Source organism: Aurantivibrio infirmus (assembly GCF_054767315.1).
Window position 1 is genome coordinate 219,957 of sequence record NZ_BAAFSK010000001.1, and the last position, 23,964, is coordinate 243,920.

The 23,964-nt window shown below is 44.5% G+C and carries 17 protein-coding genes; 14 read left to right on the forward strand and 3 right to left on the reverse strand.

All coding sequences use genetic code 11. The features are described from left to right. Position 1 precedes the first annotated feature (1 nt). The 9 genes from ACYUCY_RS00950 (at position 2) to ACYUCY_RS00990 (ending at position 15,738) form a co-directional block, all read left to right on the forward strand. Positions 2-535, forward strand: a complete 534-nt coding sequence (locus ACYUCY_RS00950) for a pilus assembly protein PilP (protein ID WP_460224561.1) — start codon at positions 2-4, stop codon at positions 533-535. 6 nt (positions 536-541) lie between these two features. Continuing rightward, positions 542-2,647, forward strand: coding sequence for a type IV pilus secretin PilQ (gene pilQ / locus ACYUCY_RS00955; protein ID WP_460224562.1), 2,106 nt, complete (start codon positions 542-544; stop codon positions 2,645-2,647). Positions 2,648-2,656: 9 nt separating this feature from the next. Further along, positions 2,657-3,184: a shikimate kinase AroK gene (gene aroK / locus ACYUCY_RS00960; RefSeq protein WP_460224563.1), complete on the forward strand. Its 528-nt coding sequence runs from the start codon at positions 2,657-2,659 to the stop codon at positions 3,182-3,184. Between the two features lie 149 nt (positions 3,185-3,333). Continuing rightward, the gene (aroB, locus tag ACYUCY_RS00965; protein WP_460224564.1) at positions 3,334-4,410 is read left to right on the forward strand and encodes a 3-dehydroquinate synthase; all 1,077 of its coding nucleotides are present in this window, start codon (positions 3,334-3,336) and stop codon (positions 4,408-4,410) included. A gap of 300 nt (positions 4,411-4,710) precedes the next feature. Next, on the forward strand, positions 4,711-6,450 hold the full coding sequence (locus ACYUCY_RS00970; protein ID WP_460224565.1) for an AAA family ATPase: 1,740 nt from the start codon (positions 4,711-4,713) through the stop codon (positions 6,448-6,450). A 503-nt stretch (positions 6,451-6,953) separates the two neighbouring features. Beyond that, the gene (gene gltB, locus ACYUCY_RS00975) at positions 6,954-11,402 is read left to right on the forward strand and encodes a glutamate synthase large subunit (RefSeq protein ID WP_460224566.1); all 4,449 of its coding nucleotides are present in this window, start codon (positions 6,954-6,956) and stop codon (positions 11,400-11,402) included. A 57-nt stretch (positions 11,403-11,459) separates the two neighbouring features. Continuing rightward, the gene (locus ACYUCY_RS00980) at positions 11,460-12,878 is read left to right on the forward strand and encodes an FAD-dependent oxidoreductase (RefSeq protein ID WP_460224567.1); all 1,419 of its coding nucleotides are present in this window, start codon (positions 11,460-11,462) and stop codon (positions 12,876-12,878) included. A gap of 96 nt (positions 12,879-12,974) precedes the next feature. Then, positions 12,975-14,048, forward strand: a complete 1,074-nt coding sequence (gene hemE, locus ACYUCY_RS00985; RefSeq protein WP_460224568.1) for a uroporphyrinogen decarboxylase — start codon at positions 12,975-12,977, stop codon at positions 14,046-14,048. A gap of 280 nt (positions 14,049-14,328) precedes the next feature. Next, entirely contained in the window at positions 14,329-15,738 is a 1,410-nt protein-coding gene (locus ACYUCY_RS00990) for an HD-GYP domain-containing protein (protein WP_460224569.1), read from the forward strand. A 55-nt stretch (positions 15,739-15,793) separates the two neighbouring features. On the opposite strand, the gene asd is transcribed toward ACYUCY_RS00990, so the two are convergent. Further along, the gene (gene asd / locus ACYUCY_RS00995; protein ID WP_460224570.1) at positions 15,794-16,654 is read right to left on the reverse strand and encodes an archaetidylserine decarboxylase; all 861 of its coding nucleotides are present in this window, start codon (positions 16,652-16,654) and stop codon (positions 15,794-15,796) included. Between the two features lie 67 nt (positions 16,655-16,721). Next, entirely contained in the window at positions 16,722-17,525 is an 804-nt protein-coding gene (locus tag ACYUCY_RS01000; RefSeq protein WP_460224571.1) for a sulfurtransferase, read from the reverse strand. Positions 17,526-17,703: 178 nt separating this feature from the next. On the opposite strand from ACYUCY_RS01000, the gene orn reads away from it, so the two are divergent. Together orn and ACYUCY_RS01010 are read left to right on the forward strand one after the other, a co-directional pair. Next, positions 17,704-18,252 (forward strand): oligoribonuclease, encoded by a 549-nt coding sequence (orn, locus tag ACYUCY_RS01005; RefSeq protein ID WP_460224572.1) that lies wholly within the window; start codon positions 17,704-17,706, stop codon positions 18,250-18,252. Between the two features lie 51 nt (positions 18,253-18,303). Continuing rightward, positions 18,304-19,155 carry an alpha/beta hydrolase gene (locus ACYUCY_RS01010; protein ID WP_460224573.1) on the forward strand — a complete coding sequence of 284 codons (852 nt, stop codon included), beginning with the start codon at positions 18,304-18,306 and terminating at the stop codon, positions 19,153-19,155. A 47-nt stretch (positions 19,156-19,202) separates the two neighbouring features. On the opposite strand, the gene queG is transcribed toward ACYUCY_RS01010, so the two are convergent. Beyond that, complete coding sequence (queG, locus tag ACYUCY_RS01015; protein WP_460224574.1) at positions 19,203-20,288, reverse strand: tRNA epoxyqueuosine(34) reductase QueG; 1,086 nt, start codon at positions 20,286-20,288, stop codon at positions 19,203-19,205. Between the two features lie 166 nt (positions 20,289-20,454). Between queG and ACYUCY_RS01020 the strand changes: the two genes are divergently transcribed. Genes ACYUCY_RS01020 through ACYUCY_RS01030 form a run of 3 tightly spaced genes read left to right on the forward strand, consistent with a single transcriptional unit; the run spans position 20,455 to position 23,956 of the window. Continuing rightward, positions 20,455-22,053: an NAD(P)H-hydrate dehydratase gene (locus tag ACYUCY_RS01020; protein WP_460224575.1), complete on the forward strand. Its 1,599-nt coding sequence runs from the start codon at positions 20,455-20,457 to the stop codon at positions 22,051-22,053. A gap of 4 nt (positions 22,054-22,057) precedes the next feature. Beyond that, complete coding sequence (gene tsaE / locus ACYUCY_RS01025) at positions 22,058-22,576, forward strand: tRNA (adenosine(37)-N6)-threonylcarbamoyltransferase complex ATPase subunit type 1 TsaE (RefSeq protein ID WP_460224576.1); 519 nt, start codon at positions 22,058-22,060, stop codon at positions 22,574-22,576. Positions 22,577-22,600: 24 nt separating this feature from the next. Next, entirely contained in the window at positions 22,601-23,956 is a 1,356-nt protein-coding gene (locus tag ACYUCY_RS01030) for an N-acetylmuramoyl-L-alanine amidase (RefSeq protein WP_460224577.1), read from the forward strand. Positions 23,957-23,964 lie beyond the last annotated feature (8 nt).

A 23,964-nucleotide genomic window follows, 5' to 3' on the forward strand; every position in this document is an offset into this window, starting at 1 on the left:
TATGGGCAAGAATTTTTTTGGCGCTGGATTGACAGTATTTTGCCTATCCTTGGTAGGTTGTTTTGGTGGCCAAGATCACCAAGATCTCAGAGATTTTATTGAGGAAACCAAGCGCCGACCTCAAGGTGAAATCCCAGCTATACCAGAGTTTCGTCCGAACGAGCCATTTACTTATGATGCCTCTCGGCTCCGGAACCCCTTTGAACCGCCTGTTAATCAGCCGCAGACTCAATTAGTGGGTTTAAGAACCGACGTGAAGCCGGACTTTAACCGACCCAAAGAGTTGTTGGAAAATTTCAATTTCGCTTCCCTTAGTATGGTTGGGACGTTTGAAAAGTCAGGAACCTTATGGGGCCTCATTGACGATAGCGAAGGCGAAATACACTACATTAAAGTTGGCAACTACATGGGTAAAAATCATGGCAGAGTTGTCGCCACGACAAAGACTCAAGTAGATATCATTGAAATAGTTACTGATGGTCTAGATGGCTGGGTTGAGCGTCCAAGAACATTAAAATTGAAAGAGAAGGAATAATCGATCATGTTAATCGTGCAAAAGCGGAACTGTTTAATTCCCCTCGCCAAGTTACTAATTTTGGGGGCGGGATTTTTTTGGGCGAGTTTACTGGCTGCAAATACCTTGGAAAGCATTAATTTTTCCGCTTTGCCAGGTGATCGGTTTGAAGTGCGCTTAGATTTTTCTGAAGCGCCCCCTGAGCCAGAAGGCTATACGATTGAAGATCCCGCGAGAATCGTAATGGATTTTCCCGGCGTAGAGAATGGTCTTGCTGAAAGACGTTTTCCTTTGTCTATCGCGAACGCGAAAACGGCAATGGTATTACCTGGCGATAATCGAACTCGTTTAATTTTGAATTTAGCAGAGCTTAGCGGCTATTCCTCACGCGCTGAAGGAAATACATACATAATTGAGGTGGGCGGAGGAAATCAGGTTGCCAGCTCGCAAGCTTCAACGAGCACTACTTCTTCGGTTAGTAGCACTGCCAGTTCCAGTCGGGCTACTGCGTCACGCGGACAAGGAAATAGAATTACAAATATTGACTTCCGCCGAGGAGATCAGGGAGAGGGTCGAGTTATCGTCACCTTGTCGAATCCGAATGTGAATATTGATTTACAAAAATCAGGCAGCTCAATCCAATTGAGTTTTGATGATGTCAGCGTTCCCGCAGATTTAATGAATCGATACGATGTTGTAGATTTTGCAACGCCGGTTAAGTTTGTTGACGCCGATACCCAGCGTGGTGGCGCGGTAATTCGAGTTGAGGCTAGCGGCGACTACGACTACCTTGCATACCAAACGGACACCGAATATGTTGTTAGTGTTAAGCCTTTGACCAAGAAAGAGGTGGAGGCGAGGAAAGATAAATTCGATTATATCGGTGAAAGAATTTCACTTAACTTTCAAGATGTCCCCGTTAAAAGTGTGTTGCAGTTGTTGGCTGAATTTAACGATTTGAATTTGGTTACCGGTGAAAATGTTTCAGGCAATATTGCCCTTCGTTTAGATAACGTACCTTGGGATCAAGCTTTAGATGTAGTACTAAAATCCAAAGGGCTAGATAAGCGTCAAATAGGGAATGTGTTATTGGTTGCGCCAGCGGACGAAATTGCTGAGCGAGAGCGACAAGAAATTGAGACCTTAAAACAATTGGAAGAATTGGCACCTTTACGTACTGAGTACATCCGAGTTCGATTTGCGAATGCTCGAGAACTTTTCGATTTATTCAATACAAGAGAAGATGAACAAGATGATGAAGGAAATACAACAGGGTCTATCTTGTCGTCGCGAGGTACTGCAATTGTTGACGAGAGAACTAATTCGATAATATTAACTGACACCGAGGATAAAATTGCACAGTTCAGGGCCTTGGTGGATCAAATCGATATTCCTATTCAACAAGTACAAATTGAGGCAAGAATTGTCATCGCAAACACAACTTTCCGCGATGACATCGGTGTTCGCTGGGGTGGTAGCGCTATAGATACTCCTGGGAGCGATGTCGTGTCGATCAATGGTGCAACTTCTCCTTTTAATAATACAGTTGTGGATTTGGCTGCGGGTTTACCAGCGGGTGCGATTGAAGCAAGCATTCTGACGGACAATATTTTATTGGATTTAGAATTATCTGCGCTAGAAAATAATGGCGAAGGCGAAATCGTTTCTCAGCCAAAAATTATTACGGGCGATAAGCAGCAGGCGACGATTTCCAAAGGTCAGCGTATTCCTTACCAAACTGTTGATGAAGATGGTGACGTTATTACCCGGTTTGAGGAAATTCTCCTTAAGCTAGATGCTACTCCTCAAATCACCCCAGATGACAACATCATCATGGATTTGGTTATCACACAAGATAACGTGAATCGTTTTATTGCTGGTGCTAATGGCGGATTGATTCCGGTTATCGATACGACGGGCGTGACAACACAGGTACTGGTTGCTGATGGTCAAACGGTTGTATTGGGCGGAATATATGAAACAACGGAAAATGACTCAGTTACCAAAGTGCCGTTTTTTGGTGACGTACCTTATTTCGGCAGATTGTTTCGACGTACATCTTCAAACACGGATAAAAGAGAATTGCTAATCTTTATCACACCGCGCATTCAAGCAGAAACTTTAGTTCAGTAAGTCTTCGTTTTGCAGCATGATGCAAACCCCTCTCAAATAGTGCTTATCGGCCCCATGGGGGCTGGTAAGTCGACCGTTGGCCGGGTTCTGGCTAACTTAATTTCGTACGAATTTAAAGACACCGATCAAGTTATTGAGCAGCGCACGGGCGCGGATATTCCTTGGATATTTGACGTTGAAGGCGAGGCTGGATTTCGGAATCGGGAGTCCGCTATATTAAAAGAGCTGCTCCAAAAAGATAAAATCGTCATCGCAACAGGTGGTGGTGTTGTCGTGCGCGAGGAAAATAGAAAACTATTAAAAAATGCTGGCGCGACGATATATTTGACTACCGATATAAAGCAATTGATCGCGAGAACTAGCCGGGATAAGAAGCGCCCATTGCTTCAAGTTGAAAACCCTCAGCAGCGAGTCATTGACCTTTTTAATGAACGCGACCCTTGGTATCGTGACGTGGCTGATTATGTGATCGAAACTGATTCCCAGTCGCCGAAGTCGGTTGCGGAATTGGTAGCGAAAAAACTTTCTCTTCTCTAGGCAAGCCTCAAGATAATCCCTTATAAATTGGTACTCTCTCCAATTGGCTTGAACAAAGGCAGTTGTATCGTCCCTCTGACTAATTTGCTAGTGCTGTGTTAAAATTTCGAAATTATTCTTAAGCCCTTATCGTGTCCTGCGAGGCAAGTTTGCAAACAATTACTGTTGATCTTGGTGATCGTAAATACCCCATTTTTATAGGCCCAGGCTTAATTAACCATGCTGAAGTACTAAAGCCATATATTCGAGGGGAGCAGGTTTGTGTCGTGACAAATGAGACAGTTGCGCCTATATACCTCGATACGCTTTTAAAAAACCTTGGAAGTTATGACCTTGCGGTAGTTACTCTGCCAGACGGCGAACAATTTAAAACCTTAGCGACTTTCAACAAAATTTTCGATGTCTTGTTAGAGAAAAATCATCACCGCACAACGACACTCATAGCCTTAGGCGGTGGGGTGGTTGGTGACATGACTGGCTTCGCGGCCGCCACCTTTCAGAGAGGTGTAAACTTCATTCAAATCCCTACTACTTTGCTTGCTCAAGTCGATTCTTCTGTTGGCGGAAAAACCGGCGTGAATCATCCGTTGGGGAAAAATATGATTGGTGCTTTTCACCAACCGCAAGCAGTGTTAGTCGATGTGAATATCTTACAGACCTTGCCAAAAAGGGAGTTGTCGGCTGGTCTAGCTGAAGTTATTAAGTATGGATTGATAGCTGACGCCGAATTTTTTGATTGGCTCGAAGAAAATATTGAAGCCTTGTTGAGGTTGGATGAGGCCGCAATTTCCTACGCAATAAAGCGTTCTTGTGAGATTAAAGCAGACATCGTTGCTCAAGATGAAAAAGAAGCAGGCGTTCGTGCATGGCTTAATCTTGGCCACACCTTTGGGCATGCGATAGAAAACGCAATGGGTTATGGTCAATGGTTGCATGGAGAGGCGGTTGCAACTGGAATGGTTATGGCTGCGGACCTTTCCCGGCGTTTATCTTGGTTGAGCAAAAAGGATTGTGATCGTTTGGTTAGCCTGTTGTTGCAAGCAAACCTTCCAATTCATTCTCCGGATATTGACGAAGCACATTTTCTACAATTAATGGCTGGTGATAAAAAAGTGTTGGATGGAAAATTACGCTTGGTACTTTTAAAGTCAATTGGGGAAGCGATAACAACGACCGATTTTCCAGAGGACAAATTGTTAGAAACTTTACGTGCAAGTAAAGAGTAGAATTTGAAATCGGAACCGTTTCGAAGTCGATTTTAAACGACCTGACATAAAAATTTGCTGAGATTGTGGGGCGTGGCACATAAACAAAAAAAGCTAGGCAGTCCGAAACATCTTGAGATTTTTTGGTGATTGTATTCTGTGAGTAATCGTCGTAGCCTGCGACTTCAAGAAACGCAAGAAACGACCAGTAGTGAAGATAGTAAACTTTGGATGTAAGCAGTTTAAAAATACAGATTTTGGTTTAAAAAAATGCAAATCCGACATTTAAATTCATCTGGATTATGAAAAAGCCCTGATCTTATGACTGAAACTATTGAAGAGCCGATACAGCAAGGAAATCGCAAGACCGGTGTTAAGGATAAGAGCAATCTCACCCTCAACACAATTGGTTCTGGCTCAGACCTTGACCCAAATAGTTTTGACTCCTCTTTGACAAATTATCTCGATTATTTCGGCTTATCTCTCGACCCTTTCGAAGCGAATTTTTCACCCTTGTTTCAAGGTGGCGAAAGAGAAGCAATGCTTTCTCAATTGCTACACCTTAGCCAATTCAGTTCTAGTATTTCCGTTGTTATTGGAGAGCCTGGTGTTGGCAAGACATGCTTTCGGTACGCCCTATTAGAATACTTGGAATCCCAAGATCTGGTGTGTGAACTAGAGATTCCCGCGATATCTAATTTGGATCAGATTTTGTTAGATATTTCACGGCAGTTCGGCTTACAAGAGGCTAAAGATGCCGGTGACAGTGAGCAACTGTTTAATCTAATTCAGCAGTTCGGCGCTCAAGCGGAAGAAAATGATCCACTTAAATTAATTTGTATTGATGATGCACATCATCTCGATGATTTTTCTTTAGAGCGCCTAATAGAATTGGCTCAACCTGTGATGGAAGAGCACCGGCATATTCATTTGGTTTTTTTCGGTGAACCCGATTTACGAGAAAGGTTTTCGGCAATAAACAAAAAGAAAACCGCGGCAAATCAAGCACTGCTCTTTCAGTTTTTGCTGGTTAAGCCACTATCACTTGTTGAATTGAAAGAATACTTACGGTTTAGATTGGATAACGTCGGTTTTGATGGCTTGTTGCCGTTTAAAGATGAGGATGTTCAGTTTTTGTGGGATATTTCGCAAGGTGTCCCCGCCGCTCTAAATAATGCAGCGCGCGAGATTCTAATCGAGCTTGCAATGCCGCCGCTAAATAATAAGTCAATTGGTTTACCCCCGGCCCACATGACACTCGTTGCTGTTTTAGTTGTTGGATTACTGATAGCTGTTTTTTATCAAAGCCGAAATGAAGATGATCAACTGTCGTTAAATCCCGAATCTGAGTTAATACTGGGGGATCAACAAGGCGTGCAGGAGGTGGCGGTAATCTCCGAGCAAGTTAATCCAGCTTCTCTAGTTACAAGCCCGGCTTCCAACCTAGAAGCTGTTCCGGTTCCTCAATCGATTGATCAAGTACCTCAGGTCAACATAAAAATTCCCACGCCGAGTTTTGAGTCGAGCCCCACCTTAACTGTGGAGGCGGAAGCTACACGTGTTGTTCGCGATGACGTTGCAGTACCAGAAGCTGTTGATGCTGTGTCTGCTGATTTGGTGGCTACCAGTCCGGTGCCTGTTGATCAAGTGCCTGGGCCTCAGCCCCTGCAAACGGAAAAACCCGCATCCCAGGTTGTACAGAATGCAGAAAGTCCGAGAACACAAAATGTTCCGAGTAATGAAGCAGTTCTTCTATCAGTTGCGGAAACGGCGCTTCTCAACAAGCCTTCTGAAGCATTTACTTTGCAGATTTTAGCGGCAAGTTCTTTGGCGGCAGCAGAAGATTTTATTGGTCGTCAATCTAACGCAAAAGATCTGGTTGTTTATCCGGCTCGACGAAACAGTAAAACCGTATATATCATCGTCGCCGGAAATTATTCGACTCTTGTTCTAGCGAGAAACGCAATTAAAACGCTTCCCAGCGCCCAGCAAAAAACAGGCCCCTGGCCGAGAGCCTTTGCAAGTGTCCAATCAGACATTCGTGAATTTCGCGAACTCTAAGTATGGTCCCCCAAAGCGAGTTCTTTAAATCCTAGCTTGACGTAATGTCCAAGACTTGGGTATTTTGTTGTTTTAGTTCGTTTGGACGCTCTGCCAACTTGTCCATTCTGGAATCTTCCGTAGTTTTTGTACATTATTTGTGCAATACCGCAGCTAAGCTCCTGATATTTAAGAGATTTTTATCGCTTGCCAATTTGGCCGCTTGCAGGTACTATCTGCCGCCCATTCAAAGCCAAGCCCCTCCGTCAGGGGCTTTTTTGTCTGGGGATCGATGACTCCTGTGCCTACCACTGCCAGTTTTGGCTTTATTGGCTCTTTGAAGTTATTCGGCATGGGCACAATTTAGCTAATGCCCTAGCATCGTAAGCGTCCAAATTAGCGTTAAAAGCGCGGCAGTTTTACGATTTTTTAGACGCAGCAATTGGGCAATTAAATTGCCTCGCCTAAGTTAGATTAGATAGGCACATCAAAAATCAATCGCTTTATCCTGGAAAGAAAAAACCATGACAAGTGGGCTATACAGCTTAGACGAATTCAAAGACAACTGTGGTTTTGGCCTTATTGCCCATCTCAAGGGTCAGCCTAGCCACAAGCTTTTGAAGACGGCGATCGAATCATTGACTTGCATGACCCACCGCGGCGCAATCGCGGCGGATGGAAAAACTGGTGATGGTTGTGGTTTGTTGTTGCAAAAGCCCGATAGCTTTTTTCGAGACCTTGTAAAACAAGAATGTAACGTGGAGCTCGCATCGCAATACGGCGTTGGTAGTGTCATGTTGAGCCAGAATGCAGAAAAAGCAGATGCGTCAAAAAGAATTTTAGCGGAAGAGTTGCACGCTCGAGGTTTGGAAGTTGCTGCTTGGAGGGTGGTGCCAACAGAAGAAAGCTGTTTGGGGCCGATCGCCAAAACAACTTTGCCACAGTTTTTACAAGTGTTTGTAAATGCGGAAGGTGTGAGTGATGGTAAGTTGGCAGCAAAATTATTTATGGCGCGCCGTAAAGCAGAGATACGTTTAACGGACGACAAAGATTTTTATGTCTCAAGCCTAAGCGCGAAAGTTGTCTCATATAAAGGTTTGGTGATGCCGGTTGATTTGCCAAAGTTTTTTACCGACTTGGCAGATGAGCGTTTGGAAACTGCGATTTGTGTTTTTCATCAACGCTTTTCAACCAACACCATGCCGAGATGGCCTTTGGCGCAACCGTTTCGCTTGTTAGCTCACAATGGTGAAATTAATACCATTATGGGGAACAGAAATTGGTCGGTTGCCCGTACGCCCAAATTCCAAACCGAAATGCTACCTGAACTTTCGGAAGTTACGCCGTTGGTAAATCGTACCGGTTCAGATTCTTCCAGCCTCGATAACATGTTAGAAATTTTGTTGACGGGCGGGATGGAATTGTACCGAGCGATTCGTATGCTAGTGCCGCCCGCTTGGCAAAACGTTCCGCAAATGGATCCAGACCTTCGCGCTTTTTATGAATTTAATTCTAAGCATATTGAACCCTGGGATGGGCCTGCGGGATTGGTTATTACTGATGGACGATACGCGGTATGTACACTTGATCGAAATGGTCTACGACCATCACGTTGGGTCATTACTAAAGACGATTTAATTACTGTTGCATCAGAAATTGGTGTTTACAGTTACAAGCCCGAAGATGTTGTTGCGAAAGGTCGTCTCGGGCCGGGGCAAATTTTGTCCGTCGATACAGAAACTGGTGAGCTACTGCGAACTGAAGACGTAGATGAGTTACTAAAAGCCGGTAGCCCCTATCGCGAATGGTTGAATAAGGGCGCTGTTCGTATTGAAGATGAGATGGGTGATGAGATTGTTGATTGTGGTGTTGAAGCGTCGCAACTAAAAACCTATATGAAACTTTATCAGTCGTCGATGGAGGAGCGAGAGCAGGTCGTTCGCGTTTTGGCGCAATCGTCACAAGAAGCCACAGGTTCGATGGGTGATGATACGCCAATGGCTGTTTTGTCGCAGCATGTCAGACCGCTTTATGATTATTTCCGACAACAATTTGCGCAAGTAACCAACCCGCCGATTGATCCCCTACGTGAAACGATAGTGATGTCTCTGGAGACATGTCTCGGCCGTGAAGAGTCTGTTTTTGAACAAACAGAATCACATGCAAGCCGAATTATTTTGACGTCTCCATTGTTGTCTCCGGGAAAGTTTCGTGCAATTGAAACTTTTGATCGTCCCGATTATTTGGTTTCTTATTTGTCGCTGCAATATGACCCACTCAAAACCGATTTAAAAGCGGCGATAAAGAATATCGCAGATAAAGCAGTAGAGGCGGTTCGGAATAATCAAGTGACTTTGATTTTAACCGACCGCGAAATTCAAAGTGATTTATTGCCAATACATGCTTTGCTGGCAACGGGTGCTGTGCATCACCGTTTGGTTGAAGAAGGGTTGCGTTGTGAGGCAAATATTATTGTTGAAACCGGAACTGCTCGCGATTCTCATCAGATCGCGACTTTAATTGGTTTCGGTGCCACTGCCGTTTACCCTTATTTAAGTTTTGCTATTATCGATGACTTGGTAGCAAAAACAGAGATCATGCTAGAGCGTCGACAAGCCCACAAAAATTACCGAAAAGGTATTAACAAAGGCTTGATGAAAATATTGTCAAAGATGGGTATTTCTACAATCGCCTCTTATCGTGGCGCGCAATTATTTGAAGCCGTCGGTCTTGATAAAGAAATTATCGATTTATGTTTCGTCGGTGTTGCCAGTCGAATTCAAGGCGCGGGTTTTGACGATCTGACTGAAGATTTAAAAATTCTCTCAAGTATTGCGTGGGTCGATCGAAAACCAATTAACCCCGGCGGGCTCTTAAAATTTGTTCATGGCCAGGAGTATCACGCCTTTAATCCTGATGTTGTTCATGCTTTGCATAAAGCCGTAATCAGCGGCGAATATTCTGACTGGCGGGATTGCGCATCGCTAATAAACAGTCGCCCCGTTGCGACTTTGCGCGATTTATTAAAATTACGCGAAGATGTAAAACCGATTGCGATCGAAGACGTTGAATCGATCGAAAATATTATTCCTCGTTTTGACTCTGCTGGCATGTCTTTAGGAGCCTTGTCGCCCGAAGCACATGAAGCCTTGGCCGAAGCAATGAATACTCTCGGTGGTCGTTCGAACAGTGGTGAGGGCGGTGAAGATCCTGCCCGTTATGGCACGATAAAATCATCAAAAATTAAACAAGTCGCCTCCGGCCGATTTGGTGTTACACCTGCATACCTAGCTAGTGCAGAAGTATTACAAATTAAAGTGGCGCAGGGTGCGAAACCCGGAGAAGGCGGACAATTACCTGGTAGTAAAGTGAACGCCTTAATTGCTCGCTTGCGTTATTCGGTGCCTGGCGTGACATTAATTTCTCCGCCGCCTCATCACGATATTTATTCGATCGAGGATTTGGCGCAGCTTATTTACGATTTAAAACAAGTAAACCCGAAAGCACTGGTGTCGGTAAAATTAGTATCTCGCCCAGGTGTGGGAACCATTGCAGCGGGTGTTGCAAAAGCCTACGCAGATTTAATTACCATATCGGGTTACGACGGTGGTACGGCAGCGAGTCCGCTAACGTCTATTCGCCATGCGGGTTCGCCCTGGGAATTGGGTTTAAGCGAAACACATCAAACGCTTTGTGCAAATGATCTGCGTGGAAAAGTTCGAGTGCAAACTGATGGTGGTTTGAAAACCGGTTTAGACGTTGTAAAAGCGGCCATACTTGGTGCCGAAAGTTTTGGTTTTGGTACCGCGCCGATGGTGGCATTGGGTTGTAAATATTTAAGAATCTGCCACCTTAATAATTGTGCCACTGGAGTTGCGACTCAAAATGATCGGCTTCGACAAGATCATTACAAAGGCACCGTACAGATGGCAATGAACTTTTTTAAATTTGTTGCTGAAGAGACAAGAGAATGGATGGCTGTACTCGGGGTTAGTCGCTTAGAAGAATTGGTGGGTCGTGTCGATTTGTTGGAAACATTAAATGGCAATACGGCAAAACAGCATCGTTTAGATTTGAGCCCAATTGTTTATTCCGATGAGTTAATTCGTTCTAAGCCTCAAACGTGCCAGATTGAAAGAAACAACCCTTTCGATACCGGTGTGCTCGCAGAAAAAATGGTTGCCGAAATATTGCCGACGATAGAAAGCAAATCAGGCGGTGTTTTTGAATATCGTGTAACGAACTGTGATCGCTCAATTGGTGCTCGACTTAGCGGCGAAATCGCGCAGCGACATGGTGATCTTGGCATGTGTGATAATCCTATTCGTTTAAATTTGACCGGCGTAGCAGGTCAAAGTTTGGGTGTGTGGAATGCGGGAGGCTTACATATTTATCTCGAAGGGGATGCCAACGATTATGTTGGTAAAGGTATGGCTGGTGGAAAAATTATTATTCGTCCGCCAAAAAATTCTGAGTTTTCTAGTAAAGAAACTTCAATCATTGGCAACACGTGTTTGTATGGCGCCACTGGCGGCCTATTGTTGGCGTCTGGTCAGGCGGGCGAACGTTTTGCGGTGAGAAATTCAGGCGCGCATGTAGTGGTAGAGGGCGCCGGCGACCATTGCTGTGAGTATATGACCGGTGGAGTTGTAACTGTACTTGGCAAATGCGGTGTGAATTTTGGTGCTGGTATGACCGGCGGTATTGCTTATGTCTTAGATGAGTCCAATACATTCTCTGATAAATTAAATAATGATTCCGTTGATGCTTATCGAATTGAATCCGAAGATTTAGCTGAGCATGAGATGCATCTGCGTGACATTATCCGCGAGTTTGCTAAAGAAACTGGGAGCGCTTGGGGTAAGGAATTGTTTGATAATTTCTCAGCCTGGCAAGGGAAATTTTGGTTGGTAAAACCCAAAGCTGCTGATTTAGATTCATTACTGGTGAATCTTAAAACGCGCGGTGAATGATTGAAAATTAGCGCGAGTATAAATAAAAAATATTCGCAAGCAGTTTGAGTGCAAAAAATGAGTAAACGTAAAAACAATGATTTTCAGTTCTTGGATGTCGAAAGAAAAGACCCAGGAAAAAAACCTATTGTTGTTCGCAAAGAGCAATTCGCGGAAATCTATGAACCGTTTACGGAAACACAAGTTGCTGATCAATCGGAGCGCTGTTTAGATTGTGGGAATCCCTATTGTGAATGGAAATGTCCAGTTCACAATTACATTCCAAATTGGTTAAAACTTATAGCAGAGGGCCATGTCCTGGAAGCTGTTGAGCTTTGCCACGAAACCAACACCTTACCCGAAGTGTGTGGCCGTGTTTGCCCACAGGATCGACTATGTGAAGGCGCATGCACTTTGAATGATGGCTTTGGTGCCGTCACCATTGGCAACGCAGAGAAATATATTACCGATACCGCTTTTGCGATGGGTTGGTCCCCAGATATGTCAAAAGTGAAATGGACGGATAAAAAAGTTGCCGTTATTGGCGCAGGTCCGGCCGGACTTGGCTGCGCAGACATTTTAATTCGCAATGGTGTTAAGCCGGTTGTCTTTGATCGTTATCCAGAAATTGGTGGCTTGTTAACATTCGGTATTCCCGAATTCAAATTAGAAAAGCGTGTGATGAAGAAGCGCCGTGAAATTTTTACCAATATGGGAATAGAATTTCGTTTAGAAACTGAAATTGGTAAAGATATTTCAATGGAAGAGCTGCTTGATGAATATGATGCAGTATTCATGGGTATGGGAACCTACAATTATATGAAAGGCGGTTTTTCTGGCGAAGACTTGCCCGGTGTCTATGACGCGTTGCCTTATTTGATCGCCAATATTAACCGCTTCTTAGGTTTTGAAAAAAACGCTGACGATTTTATTGATACAAAAGGTAAGAACGTCGTTGTTTTAGGTGGCGGTGACACGGCGATGGATTGTGTGCGGACTGCTGTGCGGCAAGGCGCTGCTAAAGTAACTTGTGCCTATCGTCGTGATGAAGAAAATATGCCAGGTTCGCGACGTGAAGTTGCTAACGCGAAAGAAGAAGGTGTCGAGTTTTTATTTAATCGTCAGCCCATCTCCATTGAAGGTGAGACAAAAGTCTCTGGCGTGAAGATGGTCACTACTGAATTAGGCGCGGCTGATGAAAATGGCAGACGTCGACCTGAACCTATTCCTGGTAGCGATGAAATTTTAGATGCAGATATTGTGTTGATTGCTTTTGGCTTTCGTCCTGATCCAGCAGATTGGTTTTCGCAGCATGATGTGAGCGTGAATGATTGGGGCGGTGTGGTTGCAGATGAGCAACAGGAATTTTCCTTTCAAACTAAAAACCCGAAAGTCTTTGCCGGTGGCGATATGGTGCGAGGATCAGATCTCGTGGTTACTGCTATATGGGAGGGGCGAAAGGCGGCAGAGGGAATATTGGATTACCTAAAGTTATAGAGCCTTTTTTGCATCGTGTTTTTATACGCTAATGAACCAACCTACAATAATAATATTAAGTAGACCTTTCTTTTAATCTAGAAGATCGAATCCCAGATGACTGAACCTGAATTAAAAAATGATAGATTCTTACGTGCACTTTCCAGAGAGCCCGTCGATAGAACCCCTGTTTGGATGATGCGACAAGCCGGGCGCTATTTGCCTGAGTACCGAGCTGCGCGCGAAAAGGCGGGTGACTTTATGGCCTTGTGTACCAATCCAGAATTAGCCTGCGAGGTAACCCTGCAACCGCTTGAGCGTTACCCTTTAGATGCGGCGATTTTATTTTCAGATATTCTCACTATCCCTGATGCGATGGGTCTTGGTTTGTATTTCGAAACTGGCGAGGGGCCGCGATTTAGAAAAACTATTCGCACCGCCGCTGATGTTGATGCGCTCGAAGTCATCAACACAGAACAGCAATTAAATTATGTTACAGATGCCGTGCGGACAATTCGTAAAGAGTTGAATGGTCGAGTTCCATTAATCGGTTTTTCTGGCAGTCCTTGGACGCTAGCGACTTATATGATTGAAGGTGGTTCCAGTAAAGATTTTCGTATTGCAAAAAATTTGCTGTATACCCAGCCTGAATTAGTGAGCGTTTTGTTAGAGAAGTTGGCTGATTCGGTTATTGATTATTTGAATGCACAAATCCTCGCTGGCGCACAAGCTGTGCAAATTTTTGATACTTGGGGTGGCACGCTTTCTGAGGCAGCGTATTTAAAGTACTCCTTGGCGCCTATGCAGCGCATCGTTAACGGTTTGATTAAGGAGCATGGCGGAAGACGCATTCCGGTCATTTTGTTCACCAAGGGCGGTGGCCAATGGTTGGAGGCGATGTCTCAAACTGGGGCAGATTGCCTGGGATTGGATTGGACGATTGATATTGGCAGTGCGAGAGCTCGAGTCGGCCACAAAGTATCGCTGCAAGGGAATATGGATCCGAGCGTGTTGTACAGCAGCCCGGCGCAGATTAGAGCCGAAGTGTCCTCCATCTTGGCGAGTTATGGTCGTGGTACCGGACACGTCTTCAACCTTGGCCATGGAATTACACCTGAAGTTGACCCCGCCAATGCTGGCGCTTTTATCGAGGCGGTTGTTGAGCTCTCGTCTAATTACCACTCCATCTAGTTCTACCTTTCACCACTGAGATGCTGCAATACGCACTTGGTCACATTAATTCGACCCAAATGGTATGCAGCTTGTGCCAAACTGGTTTACATTACCAGGTTGGCCGTGTTGGGCCTTGGCGGTTCAGGCCGATGTCTGCGCAAGGCTGGCGCAAAAAACAACACCGCAAAAAACAAGACGAAGAATTTGAGGGTTAAGTTGACTTAGTGGCTTGGCCAATCGAGAGCCTTAGTTTTAGTGACTACTGGCCAAGCGAATTGAAAGGGATGGAGTGGCTTGAGTGGCAATTAAGCAAATTAAATTGGATGTCAATGAAATCACCATTGGCATGTTTGTGTCTGGCCTGGATCGGCCATGGTCGCAAACGCCTTTTCCTTTGCAGGGCTTCTATATTCGAGACATCGAAGAAATTAAGCAGCTCAAGACCCACTGTAACCATGTCTACATTGATGTTGTAAAAGGCCGCGGTCCCGTCGCGGTCAAACTCAAAAAGCTTGGCGCCACTTTCGGTGAAAAGCCAAAAATTTTCTCCCGCTCTGCAAAGCAATCTTCAGTTAAAGTTGATGTTGCGCCCTTAAAAATTAAACGCGATACCTATCCCGACAAAGAACCCATAAAGAAAGAAGTAAAGCGTGCTAAGCAATTGCATCAGCGTGTGTTTCGCGCTGTTGGCGAGGTAATGAGTCATCTTGAAGGCGGTGGCAATGTGCCCCTCGGAGATACCAAGCGACTCGCCAGCGACATGGTTGATAGTATATTGCGTAACCCTGATGCTTTTAGTTGGTTATCCAGAGTCCAAGAAGTTGATGAGTATACCTATAGTCACGCAGTGCGGTCTGCGGTTTGGGGTATTTTATTTGGCCGTCATATAGGATTACCCAAAAAGGATCTCGATACTCTGGCTATTGGGGTTTTGCTTAAAGATGTGGGTAAGACAAAGCTCGACCAAGATTTGGTATCTAAGAGTTCTCGCTCATCAGCGGAAACCTCAGAATATGAAAAGTTTGTAGAATTAGGTGCGCAAATTTTACGAGAAACACCAGGGATTGAACCTCGCGTGATTTCTGTTGTGAAAACTCACTGCGAGCGTTTAAACGGCAGCGGGTTCCCGCAACATTTGCGCGGTGACAGGATTCCCTTGCTAGGCAAAGTCGCAGGTATTGTGACTTTCTATGATGAAACAACAAATCCACGTGGCGAAAAATATCCCATCGCTCCATCTAAGGCCGTTGCGAAACTATATGAACTAAGAAATACCGAGTTTCAGGAAGAACTCGTAGTGGAGTTTATTAGAGCAATTGGATTGTATCCGACAGGCACTTTGGTTGAGTTGAGCACTGGTGAAGTGGGTGTCGTAGTCGAGCAAAATTTTGAACGGCGACTTAAGCCAAAAATTATGTTGATGCTAGATTCAGTTAAAAACCCTTTAAATAAACCAATCTTGTTGGACTTGGCTGAGGATGAAAAACGAAAGCAAGCGCTAATTGATAAAGGGAAAATGACCGCTTACGAAGTGGAAAAAATTGAGATCGCGCAAGATCTGGAGCCAGGAAGTTACGATATTGATATTGCGGCAATTCGTGATAGCTATATCTTTGATTCAGGTGGCGGCGATGATTTTGATGAGCCAAAAAAACGCAAAGGCTTTTTGGCTATGTTAGGTTTAAAGCGTGAACGCGATTGGGATTAAAATAAAAACAGCAAAACAAATTGAATTCTGCGGACTGTTAATCCAAATAATAATTTTAAGCGTTAATTAATTTACCCAGGTTTTCACCCATTTGTACTTTCGTTCCGTTTTCTAAATGATCATTCCATTCCACGCTATCAGGTCCAAATAAAACAATAGCGGTAGAGCCAAGTTTAAAGCGCCCCATTTCCTCACCTTTCGCCAAGCTCACTTCTGATGTTGTGTTTGGGTAATCGGTGGTACGAACTTCATATTGTATGGGGGTGATTTGCCCAGCCCAAACCGTTTCTATGCTGGCAACAATCATCGCCCCGACTAAAACAACCGCCATAGGGCCAGTATTGGTATCAAAGATCGTCACCACACGTTCGTTACGTGCAAAGAGCCTTGGCACCAATTCAGCCGTTGTGTTATTTACCGAGAATAATTGCCCTGGCACATGCACCATTTTTTGCAGCTGACCGTCGTAAGGCATGTGTACGCGATGGTAATCTTTTGGCGAAAGATAAATAGTGGCAAATTTTCCGCCCACAAAAGATTGGCTTAAGTATTCATCGCCGCCGAGTAATTCCGTCAAACTAAACTCTTTGCCTTTTGCTTGAAATAAATTCCCGTAATCAATATCTCCAATTTGGCTAATAGTTCCGTCTGCAGGACTCGCGATAGCGTCGGTTTCTGTGCATAGAGGCCGCAATTCTGGCTTTATTTCCCGAGTGAAGAAAGCGTTGAAAGAAGGGTAGTGACTAGCGTCCGCTTGAATCGCCTCGCTCATGTCGACTTTAAAAATTTTTATAAAAAGTTTTATAAAAGGTAAGCGAATCAGAGGGCTTTCCGCATTGGCTAAAATCGCCACAACGCGGGAAAGAAATTTTTGCGGAATAATGTATTGGAAAAACACGAAGATGTATTTCAGCATAGGATCATCTACTTAGGATGGTAAGTTTTTTAATTTTAAAATGGCACAAATTAAACTTCAGACCATTTTAGCCGGTTTGTACAGGCAAATCGGGGTCATTGCCCCATTCAGACCAAGATCCGGGATAGGCTTTTATATCAAAGCCCAGACTTTTGCCAACGAGATAAGTGAAGCCAGAGCGGTGGTGAGTATGGCAATGGGTGACGATGGTTTTATTGGTGTCTATTCCTTTGTTTTTTAAATAGGCTTCAGCGTCTTTGCGAATCCGATAACTATTGTCCATATCCATTAGCTCGGTCCATTCGCAATGCACTGCGCCGGGGATGTGACCCGCCTTGTTCGCAGTAATTTTCTCGCCTCGATACTCTTCTGGGCCGCGAGCGTCCCATATTAAGAAATCAGCATCTCCTAAGCGTTTTAGGATGTCTTCTTTTTCCATCATCGCTTGGAAAAATAGTTTTACGGCTTGTGGTTTTACCTCGGGATTGGTAACGCTTTGTGTCAATTCGCCACCATCGTCGTGCCATGCCCGCAAGCCGCCATTGAGGTAGGAGTAATTGCTGTGACCAATAATATCGAGCGTCCAGATAAAACGGCCGGCCCAGCCGCCACCTTCGTCGTCATAAACAACCAAATGAGAATCTTCTGTTAAACCAATACGAGTGAAGAGGTTATTTAAGCGATCAATATCGGGAAGCGAACCCGGAGCGTGCGCTTCACCACTCACCAGCTCTTGAGGCGAAACATGGATGGCGCCAGGTAAGTGAGCATGCTGCCAATTTTGCTCATTACATAAGTCAATGAGTAACAAGTTTTCATCGCCTAAATGCGCTTTGAGTTGTTCTGGTTCAATGATTAAAGGCAGAGTCATCTCGCTATGTTTTCCGTTTCGAAGGTAAAAAAGATACGACAAGTCAAGTTGGGTAAAGTGGCGATAGAATAGCAGACTTTGCGAGCATTGTTGGCCAAAATCCTGGTGTTTGCTAGTATGCTTCGGCTATTGCGCTAACTTTGTCTTGTCGATTTTATGAAACCGCCGGTAACTAAACATGCTAAAAGATAATAATTTGATTTGGATTGATCTAGAGATGACGGGTTTGGATACCGATAACGACGTCATTATTGAGATTGCAACATTAATAACGAACGCGAATCTGGAGTTGTTGGCTGAAGGTCCGGTGTTGGCAATTAATCAACCCGATGAAATTCTAGCGGCCATGGATGAGTGGAATACCAATCAGCACGGTAAATCCGGTTTAATTGACCGCGTCAAAAAAAGCACCGTGACGGTTGATGATGCAGAGCGAGCGACATTAGATTTTTTACGTGATTGGGTGCCGGAAGGAAAATCGCCGATTTGCGGAAATTCAATTTGCCAGGATAGACGATTTTTGGCACGCTCAATGCCTACCTTAGAAAACTATTTTCACTATCGAAATCTCGACGTTAGTACTATCAAAATTTTGGCGCAACAATGGCATCCGGAAATTGCTGCCGGTGTGAAAAAACAAGGCTCTCATTTGGCTATGGATGACATTAAGGATTCGATCGCTGAGCTACAACATTATAAGAAACTATTTTTTAAACTTGCCAGCTAAAAATTCAATTTGTTTTGGAGTTGGAGTTGGAGTTGGAGTTGGAGTATGTGTGTGTATAAAAAAATCGTGTTTGGCTTACTTTTGTTGGCAGTTTCTTTTTTTTCTTTCGCGGGTACGGTAGAGCGGGACGTTTTTAAGTCGTCAGTATTAAAGCGAGAATATGCCTATACAATTTATCTGCCTGATGGATATGCGGATGCAGATTTTCGATACTCGGTCGTATATTTGCTGCACGGTTCTAATGGCAGTGAAATGTCTTGGTTAAACCAAGGCAAGGTGAAAGCCACATTAGACCGATTAATTAATGAGGGAGTAATTGCACCATTGATAGTTGTCATGCCTGGCCACAATGAATCTTGGTGGGCAGATGGCAACGATGAGAAAGCGCAAACCGCATTGCTTGAGGATTTGTTTCCGCGGATTGAGAAGAAATACCGGACCACAGACAACAAAAGAAACCGCGCTGTTGCAGGATTGTCGGCAGGTGGTTTTGGAACTGTTAATTTGATTTTACAATTCCCTGAAATGTTTGCGACGGGGGCTGCATTGAGTCCTGCCGTCTATACACCGGTTCCGCCCAAGGGTTCTTCCGCTTATCGACATAAAGTATTCCAAACCAATGGTGAGCTAGACCCACAGGTTTGGGAAAAATTAAATTGGACTTCGCATATCGATTCTTACAGAGCTAAGAATATAAAAGTACCGCTGTATATTAATAGCGGTGATCATGATCGTTTTGATATCGCTTATCATGGTGCGTATTTTTATCAAGTTATGCGCGAGTTTCAGCCGGAATACGTTGAATATCGTGTTGTCGATGGAGATCATGAATGGAGTGTATGGGAGTCGACAATTGGTGATGCCTTAATTTATATGTCTAAATATTTGGCAGGCCCTCGATAGCTTGATCGGATTTAATGCTAATTTGATTGCTTTTTAAGCGAATGATTTTAAATGTCAATCAATGCGATTTTATTTTCGTGTTGCTTGAGAGCCCATTCAACATGCTCGCGAACTAAGAGCGATTCATGATTCAAGCGTTGTTTTAGCGCAGCAATAATTTTTGGTGCACTTGGCGCATTGCCAAGTGCAACACTTAAGTTGCGTAACCATCGTTCATAGCCAGAACGTCTTAAGGCTGAGCCCTCAGTATTTTTCAGAAATTCTTTTTCCGACCATAAAAATAATTCGCAAAGATCAGGGTTATCTAAACCATGTTTAGGTAAGAAACGTTTTTCCTCGGTTGGTTTGGCAAATTTATTCCATGGGCAAACAATTTGACAGTCGTCGCATCCGAATACGCGGTTGCCAATTGCTTTGCGCAGCTCAACAGGAATGCTGCCCTTATGTTCAATGGTTAGATACGAAATACATTTGCGCGCGTCGAGCTCATATGGTCCGGCAAACGCTTGGGTCGGACAAATATCTAAGCAAGCGTGACAGGTCCCGCAATGATTTTTGCTGGTATCGGTTTCGGTTGGTAACGGTAAGCTGGTAAATAATTCCCCAAGAAAAAACCAACTCCCGGCTTTTTTGTTAATGAGCATTGTGTTTTTGCCAATCCAGCCAAGCCCAGATTTTTCTGCCATCGCTCTTTCTAACACTGGTGCACTGTCGACAAAAGGACGTTGCGATATGTCACTGCCAATTGCTTGCGATATTTTTTCCGCTAAAACCGCCAATCGTTTGCGAATTAATTTGTGGTAGTCGCTGCCTAGTGCATAGCGCGCGATGTAGGCTTTATCCCCCTCGGCGAGCAATTTTGTTTGTTGGGTATCCCCAGGTAAATAATCCATTCGTGCAGAAATAACTCGCAAGGTTCCGGGATGAAGAGACTCTGGTTTTTTTCTTTTATCGCTGTGCGTTGAGAGCCAAGACATTTCTCCCTCATAACCTTTTTCAAGCCAATCTTCCAAGTGCTTGTTGTGTTGGTCGAGCTGAGTGTCGGTGATGCCGATGTGCTGAAAACCCAATTCACGTCCCCAAATTTTAATTTGCTTCGCGAGTTGTTGATAATCAGGGGGGTCGGATTTCATGGATGCTGTTGTAACAATAAGCCTGGTTCGATTTCGGCGTGGCAGTTGCTTGAGTTTAAGTGAGTAATTTTGCCAGAAAAACCATCAGTGAGCTTCTGATTAATTCCTCCCTTGCTTTATACTTGCGCTTTCGTTCGTTCTCTACTCGCCAAAATTTAGGAAGCTTATGTTTGCAAAGATCGTCGATCTCGCGCAGTTGCCAGATTCAATGCCCTTGTACAGCGCAGCAGAATGCCGTGAAATTGATCGTCGTGCGATAGAAGATGAGGGAATATCGGGCATCGTATTGATGAAGCGTGCTGCCAGAGCTGCATTTACTTCACTACTTGAGCGATGGCCGAATGTTGATGGGATTATCGTTTTTTGTGGTAGCGGGAATAACGCTGGAGATGGCTATCTGATGGCGTCTTTAGCGGCTGAAAAGACAATTCCAACGACTGTTGTCTTGCTGGCCGAGCCGAATAAGCTCAAGGGGGATGCCAAGCTAGCCTTCGAACATGTCCTCGGTATCAATGCTGCTGCAAAAGGTTCAGATCCAGGTTCTAAAAATAGTGACCCCATTCAAATCCTTTCTTTAGAAACACTTGATGAAACGCCCATCAGAGAAAACACAGTTGTCGTTGATGCACTATTGGGAACGGGGATTAGCGGTAGTCCTAAAGCTAATTTTCTCAGCGCGATTGAATGGATTAACCATAGCCCTTTACCGGTGTTATCTGTCGATATCCCCTCAGGACTGAATGCGGATACGGGTGATGACCATAGTGGCGGCCGTAGCGGAGATAAGAGTAACGCCGTGAAAGCGGATCTGACGGTGAGTTTTGTTGGTTTAAAGCGCGGGCTGTTTACCGCAAAAGGTCCAGGGCTCATCGGTGATATTGAGTTTTCTGATCTTGGTATTCCAGCGCATATAGTCAATTCCCAATTGCCTTCGGCGCGCTTGCTTAATTTACCCGAATGTCTTGCTGCTCTTCCTGATAGATCATTGGATTCACATAAAGGCGATTTCGGACACGTTCTGGTGATTGGCGGTGATCATGGATTTGGTGGTGCGGCGATGATGGCAGCAGAGGCTGCCGCTCGAGTGGGTGCCGGGCTAGTGACGCTTGCCACTAGAGAAGAACATTGTCTGAGCATGCTGGCACGCCGTCCTGAGATTATGGTGAAGGGTGTTGAATCGACGAATGATCTCGTTGTTCTCATCGAAAAAGCGACGACGATCGTGATTGGGCCGGGGCTCGGTCAGTCAGAGTGGTCGAAGCAATTATTTAAACTCGCCATCAAAAGCGCTCTTCCTCTAATGATTGATGCTGATGCACTCAATCTTTTGTCGGAACAGGGTGATTCCTTTGCAAGCAAGCAAAATAATTGGATATTAAGCCCTCATCCGGGAGAGGCCTCTCGTTTATTGAATATGGGTATCAGCGAAGTACAGTCGGATCGTTTTGCCAGCGTCGCAAATCTTCAGGCTCGATTCCAATGCGTCTCATTGTTAAAAGGGCGAGGAACATTAATTGCGGACGGGAAAAATCCAATTGCAGTCGCCAATGTCGGTAACCCGGGCATGGCAAGTGGCGGCATGGGAGATATATTGAGCGGCGTAATCGGCGGTCTCTTGGCGCAGGGTTTGGATTTAGCATCGGCCGCGAGTCTCGGTGTGATGTTGCATGGCGTCGCCGCCGATCGAGCGGCGCAGAAAGATGGGCAAAGAGGCATGCTAGCAACGGATTTATTGCCTTACTTGCGACAATTGGTGAACCGATAAATCTATGGTGAGCCCTACGGAACGTGAAACAAACCAAGGATCGAACGCTGTTGGTGAGTTATCACTAACGCTTCAGGGTGAGGAAGAAACCGTTGTTTTGGGCAAGAAACTCGGTGAGTCGGCTAATTCTGGTGGTGTGGTATTTTTGCAAGGCCAGCTTGGCGCAGGCAAAACGACATTTTGTCGCGGCGTGTTGAGAGCATTTGGGCATTCAGCTGCGGTTAAGAGTCCGACTTATACACTTGTTGAGCCCTATGAGTTTGCTGAGGGTCGATCAGTTTTCCATTTTGATTTGTATCGTTTGGGTGACCCAGAGGAATTGGAATACATCGGTATTAGAGACTACTTTAGTGAACAAAGCTTGTGTTTAATTGAATGGCCCGATCGCGGTGAAGGTTTTTTGCCAGCGGCGGATTTAATAGTTAAAGTGACGGTCGTCGGAAGTGCGCGAAAGTTTTTATTAACGGCCTATAGTGAAAAAGGTAAAACGATTCTGGGTAAGATGTATACCGTGCAGCAGTAAGTCGTGAATGGTGAGTTGTAAATAATGATGAGCAAAAAATATCAGAGTATTAGATTTCAGCTTGTTGCGAGTGTTTGTCTCGCGCTATTAATTTTCGCCAACACTGCATTGGCCGTTACCGTTGATGGTGTGCGTTTATGGCGAGCACCTGACAACACGCGAGTCGTTTTTGATTTAAGTGGGCCGGTCAACTACGAAATCTTTCCTCTTTCTGGGAATCGTTTAGTCATCGATATAACAAATGGTGCGTTCAATACTTCTATTGATTTTGATTCTTTGAAAAATACTCCAGTTAAAAATATTCGTACCGGTGTGCGTAACAAGAAAGATCTACGAGTTGTATTGGATCTAAATGAAAAAGTGAGACCAGAACATTTCTTGCTGGCAAAACTTGATGGCAAGAATGATCGTCTAGTCGTTGATTTATTTGATTTAGAATCGACAAGCTCCCCCGATACGATAATCGTCGCACCTGAGACCGCAGGTAAAAGAGATATTATTATCGCTGTTGATGCCGGTCATGGCGGTGAAGATCCTGGCGCAATTGGGCCGAGACGAATATACGAAAAAAATGTTGTTTTGGAGCTTAGTAAGGAGCTTGTAAAAATAATTAATAGTCGTCCTGGCTATCATGCCGAACTTACTCGTACGGGTGATTACTATCTTCCATTAAAAGAGCGCCGCCAACTCGCGAGAAAAAAACGCGCTGATTTATTTGTTTCCGTACATGCAGACGCTTTTAGTAAACCGAGCGCTAGTGGTGCTTCAGTTTATGCTTTGTCAACACGCGGTGCGAAAGCCACCAGTGATACGGCACGACAATTGGCACAAAAAGAAAACAGTGCAGATTTGATCGGTGGAGTAGATCTTGGCAATTTAAAAAACCGCGATGTGCTGTTGACGGATGTTTTGGTGAATATGTCGATGACGGAAACCTTGCGCTCAAGCTTGGAAGTAGCAGATCAAATATTAAATTCTATGGGCGGTGTGGCGAAACTACATAATCATCAGGTAGAGCAGGCCAACTTTGTCGTACTCCAGTCGGCAGATATGCCCTCAGTATTGATTGAGGCAGGTTATATTTCGAATCCAGGTGAAGCGAGAAAGCTAAATACATCCAACTATCGAAAGCAGTTGGCGACGCAAATTTTTAATGGTATAGAGCGTTATTTTTACGAAACACCGCCTCATGGCAGCTATATCGCTTGGCGCAAGAATGGCGGCGGCGGACCTGCTTCAGAGCATGTTATTGCTCGGGGTGATACATTGTCGGGTATTGCACAGCGATATAATGTTAGCGTGGCGGAATTAAAATCTTATAATGGCTTGTCTTCTGCGGTTATTCGAGTTGGGCAACGCCTGAAAATCCCGTCCACCTAAAAATTAAT

What these genes read in the sequence shown, in the direction of transcription:
- tsaE (WP_460224576.1), top strand. Translation starts at nt 22,058, where the DNA reads ATGGTGAGCCCTACGGAACGTGAAACAAACCAAGGATCGAACGCTGTT.
- ACYUCY_RS00950 (WP_460224561.1), top strand. Translation starts at nt 2, where the DNA reads ATGGGCAAGAATTTTTTTGGCGCTGGATTGACAGTATTTTGCCTATCC.
- hemE (WP_460224568.1), top strand. Translation starts at nt 12,975, where the DNA reads ATGACTGAACCTGAATTAAAAAATGATAGATTCTTACGTGCACTTTCC.
- ACYUCY_RS01030 (WP_460224577.1), top strand. Translation starts at nt 22,601, where the DNA reads ATGATGAGCAAAAAATATCAGAGTATTAGATTTCAGCTTGTTGCGAGT.
- pilQ (WP_460224562.1), top strand. Translation starts at nt 542, where the DNA reads ATGTTAATCGTGCAAAAGCGGAACTGTTTAATTCCCCTCGCCAAGTTA.
- queG (WP_460224574.1), bottom strand. Translation starts at nt 20,288, where the DNA reads ATGAAATCCGACCCCCCTGATTATCAACAACTCGCGAAGCAAATTAAA.
- ACYUCY_RS01020 (WP_460224575.1), top strand. Translation starts at nt 20,455, where the DNA reads ATGTTTGCAAAGATCGTCGATCTCGCGCAGTTGCCAGATTCAATGCCC.
- ACYUCY_RS01000 (WP_460224571.1), bottom strand. Translation starts at nt 17,525, where the DNA reads ATGACTCTGCCTTTAATCATTGAACCAGAACAACTCAAAGCGCATTTA.
- gltB (WP_460224566.1), top strand. Translation starts at nt 6,954, where the DNA reads ATGACAAGTGGGCTATACAGCTTAGACGAATTCAAAGACAACTGTGGT.
- ACYUCY_RS00980 (WP_460224567.1), top strand. Translation starts at nt 11,460, where the DNA reads ATGAGTAAACGTAAAAACAATGATTTTCAGTTCTTGGATGTCGAAAGA.
- ACYUCY_RS00970 (WP_460224565.1), top strand. Translation starts at nt 4,711, where the DNA reads ATGACTGAAACTATTGAAGAGCCGATACAGCAAGGAAATCGCAAGACC.
- orn (WP_460224572.1), top strand. Translation starts at nt 17,704, where the DNA reads ATGCTAAAAGATAATAATTTGATTTGGATTGATCTAGAGATGACGGGT.
- asd (WP_460224570.1), bottom strand. Translation starts at nt 16,654, where the DNA reads ATGCTGAAATACATCTTCGTGTTTTTCCAATACATTATTCCGCAAAAA.